At 67.6% G+C, this 10182-nt stretch carries 7 protein-coding genes; 1 reads left to right on the forward strand and 6 read right to left on the reverse strand.

Annotation, left to right across the window (positions count from 1 at the left end):
• Position 1: 1 nt before the first annotated feature.
• The 3 genes from ACZ561_RS39185 to ACZ561_RS39195 are packed head-to-tail and all read right to left on the reverse strand — an operon-like array spanning position 2 to position 3464.
• On the reverse strand, positions 2-2062 hold the full coding sequence (locus ACZ561_RS39185) for a hypothetical protein (RefSeq protein WP_471004780.1): 2061 nt from the start codon (positions 2060-2062) through the stop codon (positions 2-4).
• Entirely contained in the window at positions 2059-2394 is a 336-nt protein-coding gene (locus tag ACZ561_RS39190; protein WP_471004782.1) for a helix-turn-helix domain-containing protein, read from the reverse strand. Before ACZ561_RS39190 ends, ACZ561_RS39185 begins: the two co-directional genes overlap by 4 nt.
• The gene (locus ACZ561_RS39195) at positions 2388-3464 is read right to left on the reverse strand and encodes a tyrosine-type recombinase/integrase (protein WP_471004784.1); all 1077 of its coding nucleotides are present in this window, start codon (positions 3462-3464) and stop codon (positions 2388-2390) included. The genes ACZ561_RS39190 and ACZ561_RS39195 overlap by 7 nt, the downstream gene beginning before the upstream one ends.
• A 250-nt stretch (positions 3465-3714) precedes the next feature.
• Here ACZ561_RS39195 and ACZ561_RS39200 point away from each other — a divergent pair, with 250 nt between their 5' ends.
• A complete protein-coding gene (locus ACZ561_RS39200) occupies positions 3715-3996 on the forward strand; it encodes a hypothetical protein (protein ID WP_471004786.1) in 282 nt (93 codons plus the stop codon).
• Positions 3997-4156: 160 nt separating this feature from the next.
• On the opposite strand, the gene ACZ561_RS39205 is transcribed toward ACZ561_RS39200, so the two are convergent.
• The 3 genes from ACZ561_RS39205 to ACZ561_RS39215 form a co-directional block, all read right to left on the reverse strand.
• Entirely contained in the window at positions 4157-4642 is a 486-nt protein-coding gene (locus tag ACZ561_RS39205) for an FG-GAP repeat domain-containing protein (RefSeq protein ID WP_471004788.1), read from the reverse strand.
• Between the two features lie 181 nt (positions 4643-4823).
• Complete coding sequence (locus ACZ561_RS39210) at positions 4824-5222, reverse strand: hypothetical protein (RefSeq protein WP_471004790.1); 399 nt, start codon at positions 5220-5222, stop codon at positions 4824-4826.
• Positions 5223-5278: 56 nt separating this feature from the next.
• Positions 5279-10182: LamG-like jellyroll fold domain-containing protein (locus ACZ561_RS39215; protein WP_471004791.1), on the reverse strand; the 4904-nt coding region annotated here is incomplete at its 5' end.

Raw genomic sequence — 10182 nt, forward strand, 5'->3', positions numbered from 1 at the left:
CTCAGTGTAGATCTGGCGGAATCGGCCCGACGGGGCGGATAACAGCCGGCACGGCCTGGCGGACTTGCCTGACGAACGAATCAGGGCCGGGGTATGGAGCCCCATCGGCGAGGGCACACTGGCGTGCTTGGAGGTAGGCGGTCCAGTCGGTGGCGGCGCGGCGGCGCCACTGAACGGCTGTGATCGGGTGGAGGCCGAGCATCGGGCCGAGGACCGCGGGCGGCAGGTCGCCAGCGAGGGCCACCAGGGCGGTGGTCCGGGCGGGCCGGTTGGGGATGTGGCAAGCGCCCAGGCGTCGGCTGAGGGCCGCGGCGGAGATGTGGGCACCGGGCAGGTGGCCGGGGAACAGCCAGCCGGCACTCGTGTTCACGGCCCAGCCCTGGGGAGCGGGGCGGTCGGCGAGGGTGGTCAAGAGGTCGGCCAGGGTGGTGGGGAGCGGGATCGGGGTCCTGCCCAAAGTGAGGAACGTCGTCCCGTCTCCGGTGGTCAGGGCGGTGGTGGGTAGGGCAGCGATCCGGGTGAGGTGCTGGCCGAACAGCAGGAGGATCGCGCCGGCGGCCCGGACGTCGAGGTCGAGGCGGGTGTCGGTGAGGCACTGGTGAAGGAGGTCCCAGTGAGAGTCCTCGTCCAGGCCGACCGGGTCGGCCTTCGGGCGGTGCGGCACGAGGAGGTCGCGGGCGTGGTGGCGGCGGTGGGCCCAGACGACGAAGTCACGGACTTCGTAGCGTGTTCCTGGGTTGGCCGCGAGCCAGGTGTCGAGGCGGCCTTGGTCGAGGGTGGCGATGGTCAGGCCGTGGCCGACGGTGGTGGTGAGGAGTTCAGCGGCGAGATTGATGCGAGTGTAGGCCCAGCGGATCCGGTGCTTGACCCCGCAGGCCCGGACGGCCTGGTGGCGTTTGGCACGGGGCAGCAGGGACCAGCGGACGTAGGCGCGGAGCAGTGTGCCGTGCTCGGGATGCCGGGCGACGGTCCGCTCCAGGTGCCGGACGATCCTCACCGCGAGTTCGTCCCGCGGCTCCAGAACCTGGTAGGCGATCAGCATGCCGCGCAGGTACTCGGCGGTCATCGCCGTGCCACGGCCGTCGATCGTGGCATCGAGGTCGGTGTGGGAGAGCGGGCGGCCAGTGGCCATGAGGTCGCGTAGGAGGCGGGCAGACCGGGAGCCGCGCAGCCAGTTCAGGACCGTTCCCGCATCCGGAGCCTCGACCAGCGCCGCCCGCATCGCCGCGAGCGGCCCGGTGCCCACCACTTCGGGTAGGTCGGTGAACAGCTCCTCCAGGTGGTCGGCGACGGCGCAGCGGTCGCAGAGTCGGCCGACCTTGTAGGAGCGCGGTCCGGCGCAGCGTTCGCAGGCGTAGGGGTCGGGGACGCCTACGCAGGGCCCGCAGACCCGGCGGTGCTCGGCGCGACCGATCAGTACCCGGGCCCGGTCACAGTCTGGGCAGGGCATGGGGTGGCTGCGGGCGGTCCGGTAGCAGGGGGCGCAGACCGGGCCGAGCGGCCATCGTGCGGTCACGGGGGCGGTGGTGTGGCAGAGCGCGCACGGGGTCGCCGGCCGGGGGCGGCAGTTCGAGCAGGGGTCCAGTTCGGCCGGCTTTCCGCAGACTGAGCAGGTGCGGGTAGCCGCGGCCTGTCGGCGGCGGCAGGCCGCGCAGGTGTTCCGGCTCGGTCGTGGTCCGATGGTTCCGCAGAGCGTGCAGGCGCCGATGTTGCTGCGGTTGGCGAGGATCCCTTCGCAACCGAGACAGACCCGGCCGCCTGGCACGGCCCGGCGCAGCGGCCGGACGCGTCCGCAGCGCAGGCAGGCCGGGGCCCGCACTCCGGTGACCCCGTGGTCAGCCAGGGTGGTGATGAGGGCCTGGACGGAACGGGGTGCGGCGGATGCTCCGCTGACCAGGGCGTCTGGGTGGGCGATGAGGTGGGCCCGGATGCGGCCGCGGGCGGCCGGGGTCAGGTCGGCGACGATCCGGGCCGCATCCTGATCGGCAAGGTCGGGGAGGGAGGCTGTCATCAGGCGGGCGAGTTCCCGCCAGGTGTCCGGGGCAGCGGCGGGGTCTGTCATCGGTCTCCCGGCCGGCTCAGGCGTACGCGGCGAGCCGGCGGGGCCTTCGCGACGGCGGTGGTCTCGCCGGTCGCGGTCGGCTTGGCGACCTGGACGTGGGTCTCGGCGACGGTGATCAGGTCCGCCGGGGTGACGTGGAGGATCGAGCACAGGGCGGCCAGCACGTCCATCGACAGCCTCTGCGGGACCTGGGCGACGAGACGGTAAACCTGCTCGCGGGAGAGATGGACCCCGTGCTCGGCCAGGGCCGGGATCAGATCGGTGGTCTGGAACATGTCCCGCTCGGCCATCAGCCGGCGCAGGTTCCACACGATCCCCATGCGCTTCACCACGACAGCGCCCCCTCCTCCTTCGAGCCGGGCTCCAGCCGTCGCCGCAGCGCGCTCTCGATCAGCCGGTTGCGGTACTCGTCAGACACCCACGTATACATGGCCGTCGTCGAGCCGTAGGCGTGTCCGACCTGCTGCTGCACGAACCGCTCCGGATAGCCGAACTCGACGAGGTGCGTGATGTAGGTGTGCCGCAGGCAGTGCAGGTCCAGCTCGCCCGGCAGCCCGGCGCGCTCGCGCACCGCGGCGAACACCTCGTCCAGGCGCCGCACCCCGATCCGGCCACACCGCTCCGTCACCCACAATGCCGAATGCCGCCCCGGAGAGAAGCCGGGCCTCACCTCGGCCACCCACTCCTCGATGAGGGGGACGATCCACTCGACCTCCGGGACCGTCAGCACCGTCCGCCGCTTCGGCGGGCTCCCGCGGGACGCCTTCCCGAACCGCACCTCCACTGCACCGACCCGCCCGTACTGCGGCGCCCGCGGGTTCCGCCGCAGGTCGGCCAGATCCAGCATCGCCGTTTCCCGGCGCCGCGTCCCGTAGGCGTAGACCTGCTTGAGGAGGATCGCGTCCCGCCACGCCGCGAGCACCCCCTTGCGCCGCTTCCGGCGGGTCTCCTCGACCCGATCGTCGGCGGCGTCGAAGAACGTCTGGAGCTCGTCGAACGTCAGCGCCCGCCGCCCGGGCCGGCCCTCGTACTCGACGACGTGAGCCGCGGTGTTCCAGTCGTGACACACCTGAACCGGGAACCGGCCGAACTCCTCCGAGCAGGCCGCCGCCCAGCCGTACCGCGCGTCGGTGATGAACGCGCAGAACATCTCCAAGTCGCCCTGCTGCCCCCGCACCGTCGACCACACCAGCTCGCCGCGCGAGAGCCTGGCGGAGAAGTACGCCTCGACGTCCTCGGGGGCCCAGTCCCAGGGGTAGGTGCCAGTGAAGTCGGCGAACCGACGCACCAGACTGAGCCAGTCTGTGATCGTCTTCTTCGTCAGCAGCCGACTGCGCTGCTGCTGTTCCCACCCGGTCAGCATCGCGGCGAACATCGCCGCCTCCGGATCCAACGCGGCCACATTCGCCGCCCGCACAAGCCGGACCGCCCCAGGCAAACTCGCCCTGCTCAATGCCGCCTCCGAGAGTTGCATCAGATGCAACATCGTGGCGTTGAACGCCCCTCCGCAGGTCAGAAGGCACCTACCGTCACCTCTACGAGTGACAACCCCATCCCCGACCTACCCCGCGCCGTCAGCGTGCGGGAGCAGAATGATGCGTCGAGCCCAACTCCGCCTACTTGGAGTCCCAGGCTTCGGCGAGCGGGACCATGTGGTCGATGTCGAGCTTGGCCGGGTCGGCGACCTCTTGGCCGTCGTAGTACGACAGCCATTCGCCTCCGGACAGCTTGCAGCCGGTCGCGACGGCCGGCGCTTCGCTCGCTTCGTCCAGGAGGACTTCGGCGCGGGTGTTGCAGCCGTCGGTCTTGTCGAGGCCGGTGTTCCAGTGCTTGAAGGAGTCACGCTGGTATCCGGCGCGGGACTCGTCGGCGATCTGAACGAGTTCCAGCGCATCGGCCAGGGCGAGGACTTCTGCGCGGGGCTGTGCGGATGAGGAAGCCTGCGTCGTAGTGGGAACGGCGAGCGGGGTCAGGGCGAGGGAGAGCGCGGCAACGCCGCGGGCAAATATTCTTGATCATGAACGCTGAATATCGGTCAACGCACGTCGCCTACCGGCGGTTTCGCGTACGGCTCAGCCGCGCGGGTGAAGGAGTTCACCGGTGAAACGGTCCGCCACACGCCGCCGTACGGGCGCCGGGGCCTGACTCACATGTCAGGCTCAACGCTGTGGCCGTGGAATCAGACGACGGAGGTGGGCCTGCTGTTGGGCATCGTGGTGGCCTGGCGCTGTCCGAACGGGGCGCTCCAGCTTCCGTGCCCTTGTACAGGTACGTGTCGGTGTCGCCGGCGTTGGTCGCGAACAGGTCGGGTCGGCCGTCACGGTCGGCGTCGCCGACGCCGACGATGTGGCCGTACCCGCCCCACCCAGCGCCGACCCTGATGCGCGGTGCGAAGGTGCCGTCGCCCTTGCCGAGGTGGGGCCAGAGGACGCCGGCGGTGTCACGGGCGACCAGGTCTCCGGCAGCCGCTCCGGCGATGTTGCCGGGTGGCGGCGATCTGGCTGTATCCCTGGCAGGCCCGACCTCGTCGCCACCAACGCCGCTGCGCGGGTGGAGGTTTCGGCGACGGCGGCGGTCCAATCAGTGTCGAACGCGTCCCCAGACCGTTTCCAGAGCCGCCTGGAGGGCGCCCCAGTGGGGGCTGGCCCCGTATTCCTGGTGGACAGCCCCCACCAGGAATAGCCCGATCGTGAAGACGAGGGAGCCCCGTCGGCGCCTGCCGACGGGGCTCCCTGTTTGCGACTACTCGGACCGGAATGACTCAGGCCGGATCGACGGTGAAGTCACAGGTGTGGGCGTAGTCGGGATCCCCGACCTGCCAGCGCAGCACCAGATCGTCCTCATTGCCACGGATCGGTATGTCGTACGAGCGGCCCTTCAGATTCAGGACAAGCTCCTGTGGCCGGACATTTTCGATGGCACGGGCCAGCCGCCATTCACCGCTGCCTGTGACCAGTTGGGGCTTGGTCCCGACTCCGTCGAATTCGACGGGGAAGTCCGTGGCCGTGAAGGTGTGGTCTGCCTTCACCTCGACGACCGCTCCGCAGTCACCAGCCCAGCGGCCGACCAGTCGGTCTTCGGTGACATGAGGCGACTCCACCGTACTGGAGAAGAACCCACACGCCGTCGTGGCGAAGATCAGGGCGGACGCACCGAACAACCTGATCCTTCGCCGGCCGGTCAACGCACTCGAGTCTTCCACTTTCTTACCCTTCACTAGTGGGGAGACCGGGGGCTGTGGATGCTCATGCTCTCCGTCCACTGGACGGTCTGCCTCTTCTCGGAGAATCGCCCCTTCGCGTAGTACTTGTTGAGCGGCTCCCCGATGTTCTTGTCCCACCACGGACTGTAGCCCCCGATCATAGGGTGCGTATGAGACGCTGAATTGATGGTGCTCCTGTTCTCGACGAAGAACTTGACGGTTGCCTTACCCGTCGCCTTGTTCACGCCGACGACCCGGTACTGCAGTTCATACGAGCCGAGGAATGCGGCGGACGAGTTCGTCTCGAAATCTCGCTGGAGCTTCTCCGCCGAAGTCCCGTGCTCATCGTCCTCACCGAGCCGGTGAGAACTGGTCTTCCATTTCTCACCGCCCTTGAGAACCCCGTCCCGGATGTCCGCGGCGATCTGCTTCCGTGTGTCCTGCACGTGGTAGTGATCTTGCAGGATATTCGTGAAGAGGTCACTTCCGTCGAAGTGCCGGGTCTGCGGCCCCTTACCGCTCACCCATTCGAATCCGAGGTCCCATCCTGTCGGCTGATTCGGGGTTCCGAACCGCTCGGGGTGGTCCTTGCGCATCTTCGGTTCCATCGCGAGGACCCTGTCGGCAAGGTTGTCAAAGACCGTGTGGACGGCAGCGATCCAGCCCTTGGCGAAGACCTTGCCGCCAGTCTCCTTCGCCCTCTCGAAGGCTCGTTTCATCGCCGAGGAGACGACTTGTTTGACTGCCCTCTTGATCTTTCTGGCCTTGTTTGCCGCGCTCTTCACGTGCTTCTTGGTGGCGTTGACGACCTTGCGGAACTTGTTGACCGTTCGCTTGGCGACCCTGACCACCGCGTGTCTGATGCGCTTGAAGGTGCGCTTGGTGTATTTCTTGATCTTCCTGACGGCGTCCTGCACGACCTTGACCGCCTTGCGGACCGCCCGGTACGTCTTCCGGACCGCGTTCTTGACCTCGCGCTTTGCGCTGCTTGCGACGTTGCGGACGACCTTCGAGGTGCGCTTGATGGCCGACTTGGTCTTGTTCCAGCCCGTCTTGACGACCTTCGTGACCTTCTTCGTGACCTTCTTCCATGCCTTTTCGACGAACTCGGGCCAGTGGCCGGTCGGGTCGGTGGCCGTCATCGGATTGGCGTCCGCGTACACGTATCGGTTCGCGGTTACCGACATCGGCAGCGGGGAAAGGCCCACCGTGTCCCGGCTGTTGAACTGGCCGGTTTGCGGTGAGTACCAGCGAGCGGCCATATTTACCTTGGCCGTCTCCGGGTCGGTCCAGCCCGACTGGTAGCCCAGACTGCCGAGCATCCCGGTCGTCTCGTTGACCTTGCCGAAGGGGCTGTAGGTCTGCGAACCGGCCAGCGTCTCACCGGCGTCGGTGAACTGCGCCACCACGTCGTCGTGCAGGTCCGTAACGGCGAGCACGGCTGACGCCGAGGTCTTCACACCCACGAGCGAGCCGTCAGCACTGCGGCTGTAGGACGTCACACCGTCCGAGGCCACATCGTTTCCGAGCCCGCTGTACTTGAACGAGTAGAGCGCGGTGCCCGTCTCGTCCTTCGCCTCCAGCAGGCGGTCGCTGCCATCGTACGAATAGGACCGCTCGCCTTCGCTGATCACCCGGTTGAAGGCATCGGCCTTGATCGAGGTACTGCCCCCTCCCAGTTCGGTGATCTGGCTCATCGTGCCGCGCGCGGTGTACAGATATGTGTTGCGCCCGTCCGAGGTAAGCCGGTTGCGGGGGTCGTACGTGTACGTTTCCGAGCCCACATGAGTTCGGTTGCCCGACGCGTCGTAGCCGTAGGTCTCCGTCGTGGTTCCGTTGTTCCAGGAGGTCAGACGGTTGGCCCAGTCGTACTCGTACGTGTTCGTGGCCGCACCCGCGACGCCGGTCGTCGTCTTCGACGTCTCATTGTCATTCGCGTCCCAGCCGTAGGCGATCGAGGAGAGCACCTTGCCGGTCGGAGAGGTCAGCTTGTCGCTGGTCATCCGCTCCAACGCGTCGTATGCGAAGGTCCGCTTGGACTTCCCGGTGCCGTGATCGACCTGTGTGACCCGGTTGTTGACGTCGTAGTTGTAGGTCATCGTCGAGCCAGTGGCTCCGTCGTTGACTGTCTTCAGCAGACCGGCGGTGTCGTACCCGAAGGTGGAGGTGCCGGACGCGTCGGTGCGCGACGTGGTCGCACCGTCACCGTTGTAGGTGAAGGACGAGAGACCCGAGGGGCCGGCCGTGGAGAGCAGCAGGCCCCGGTCGTCGTAGGTGAAGGTGTTCTTTTCGACACCGGCACCCTCGATGGCCGTCAGACGGTCGTCCGAGTCGTACTCGTACGTGTGGTCGGCCGTGACGGCTTCGGCGCCCGTGCCCGTTTGGCGGACGAGCCGGTTCTCCACATCGTACTCGTTGGTGACGGTCACACCGCCCGGGGAGCGGTGCTCCTTCGCCCGCCCGCCGGCGTCATACACCGTGGTGAACATGCGGTCCGCCGGATCCGGGTGCGCAGGGGTGGACGGTTCTATCTCGGACTCGGGAAGCCCCCAGCTGTTGTAGGTGGTGAGGAACGAGTTGCCCCGGCCGTCGGTGAAACGCGTCCGGTTGCCCGCCGCGTCATAGCCAAAGGTCGTGGTGATCGACTCGCTGGCCGAGACCGGCTGCACCGCCCTCGTCACGACACCGGACGCGTCGGTCGTGAGGGTGGTGGTGTTGCCCCGGTAGTCGGTCACCGAGGTGGGGTTTCCGGCGCGGTCATACGTGGAGCTCATGGTTCGCAGCACCGCGCCGTTGGCGTCCAGGTCACTGGTGGAGACGAGCTGGCCGAAGCCATCGTAGGTGTTCCTGGTGCTCGTGGCGTCTGGGTCCGTCGATGTGAGGACGTGGCCATTGGCGTCGTACGTGAACCTCGTGATGTGGCCTGCGGAGTCGGTAACCTCCGTGGTCTCACCGACCACGTTGTACTTGAACGACTCAGGGATGCCGGTGGCGCTCACGGTCCGGGAGAGCTCCCCGCCCGGAGCGTCGAACTCGTTGATCACCGTATACGCCCGCTGCGTCGGCTGCCGGACGATGTCTGTGACCGTGAGCTGGTTTCCCAGGTAGTCCCAGGTTCCCTCCTGGCGGGCGCCGTTCGGCCGGGTCGCCGACAGCAGGTCGCCGTTGGTGTCGTAGGTGTATGTGGTAACACCGTTCCCCGGGTCGGCGACCGATGCCACCTCGCCGCGCTGCGTGTATGTGTACGCCGTGCGGCTGCCGAGCGCGTCGACCTCCGCTGTGACCTGGCCGAGTTTGTTGTACTCGTTCCAGGACGTGGCCGTGATCGGCGTGCCGCCGGGCGGGGTGTAGTTCGGCAACGTCGTCGAAGTCTCCTGCCCCTCGGCGTTGTACGCCAGGACCGTGACATTGCCGAGCGTGTCGGACGTCTCGGTCTGCTCACCGAACGTGTTGTACCCGGTCATGGACACAGGACGGACGGAGACAGGGGTCCCGCCGCTCTGCTCCGCGTTGACTGTCGGCTCGGTGACCGAGGTCTGCTGGCCGGCCTCGTCGTAGCCGTAGTCGGTCGTATATCCGTTCTCGTCGACGGTCGACAACGGCAGACCCCGCTGGTCCAGTTTCGACCTGGTGGAGCGGACCGAGCTGCCCGCTGCCGGGAGCGTGCCGCCCTTGACTGCGGAGACCTGCGTCGCGGTCAGTGCTTCGCCGTAGACCTGAATGTCGTCGATGCCGCCCTTGAAGTAGCCGCTGTAGGCCGCGCCCGCCTTATGGCGGCCGATCTGCAGGGGGCCGGTGGCCTCCCAGTTGCCGGTGACCGAGACTTCCTGGGCGAGCATGCCGTTGACGTACAGGCGCAGTTTTCCGGCCTGTGCGTCGTACATGCCGACGAGGTGGGTCCAGGCTCCGGCGACCGCTGCGGACGGTGCGGAGACCGCCCGGTCGTAGGTCAGCGGAGTGGAGTCCGCTCGCGGGCGGATGAAGGTCCAGCCGGTGCCGACTGCGTAGTACAGCACGAAGCCGTACGTGCTTCCGGCGTCCTGGGACAGTACGGCCCGGCCCGTGGTGAGGTCGTCCAGCTTGGCCCAGGCCGAGACTGTGAAGCTACCGCTGGTGTTCACTGCCGGGCCCGATGTCGTGCCATAGCTGCTCGACGTGCCGTTGAAGACCGCTGAGCCACCCTGCTCGGTGGAGCGGGTGACCTCGCTCGTCAATGTGGCCTTGTTGGTGCCTCCCGACGAGTCGTCGGCGGTCGTCCCGCTGGTTTCGTTGAGCTTCCAGCGACCCACGGGGGCCATGGTGCCGTCGTGGACGGTGTGGCCCGTGACGTTCCCCAGGTTGTCAAAGGACGTGTCCGTGGTGGAGACGTCACCCGTCGCGGGGTCCCGCTCTGTCTCGGACACCACGTTGTCGTCCGGGTCGTAGGAGACCGTCGACGTCCTGGCGAGCCCGTTAGGGTCAAGAACCGAGCTGGTTGTGCGGTCGGCCGCGTCCACCGTGAAGGTGGTACGAGTCACGCCGTCGTTGGTGATCTGCTCGATCAGGTTGCCGGCCGCGTCGTAGGTGTTCGCCTGATCCGTGAACGACTTGCCGGTCTGAGGGTCCTTGCGGACCACGGTGGCCGACAGGCCGTCGTCGGTGTACGTGTACGCCGTCACCCAGCCCATGGCGTCGGTGATCGACGCGAGCCGGCCAGCGGGGTCGTAAGCCCTCGACTCCTGGACCAGGGGCTGTGCCGCCGACGGGTTGTTCGGGTCGCCGATGTGATTCACCAGGGTCTTGGTGAGCGGACGTTTCTCGGCGTCGAAGGCAAAGGAGTGAATGTTCCCCGCGGGGTCCGTCTCCTTCGTCTTGTTGCCGTACGCGTCGTACTCGAACGACGTGGTGTCGCCGCCCGGGTCCGTCCTGGTCGCCAGCA

This window comes from Streptomyces sp. NPDC039609, from assembly GCF_055596705.1.

Excerpts from the sequence above, each read along its gene's own strand:
- ACZ561_RS39185 (WP_471004780.1), bottom strand. The coding sequence starts at position 2,062 with ATGACAGACCCCGCCGCTGCCCCGGACACCTGGCGGGAACTCGCCCGC.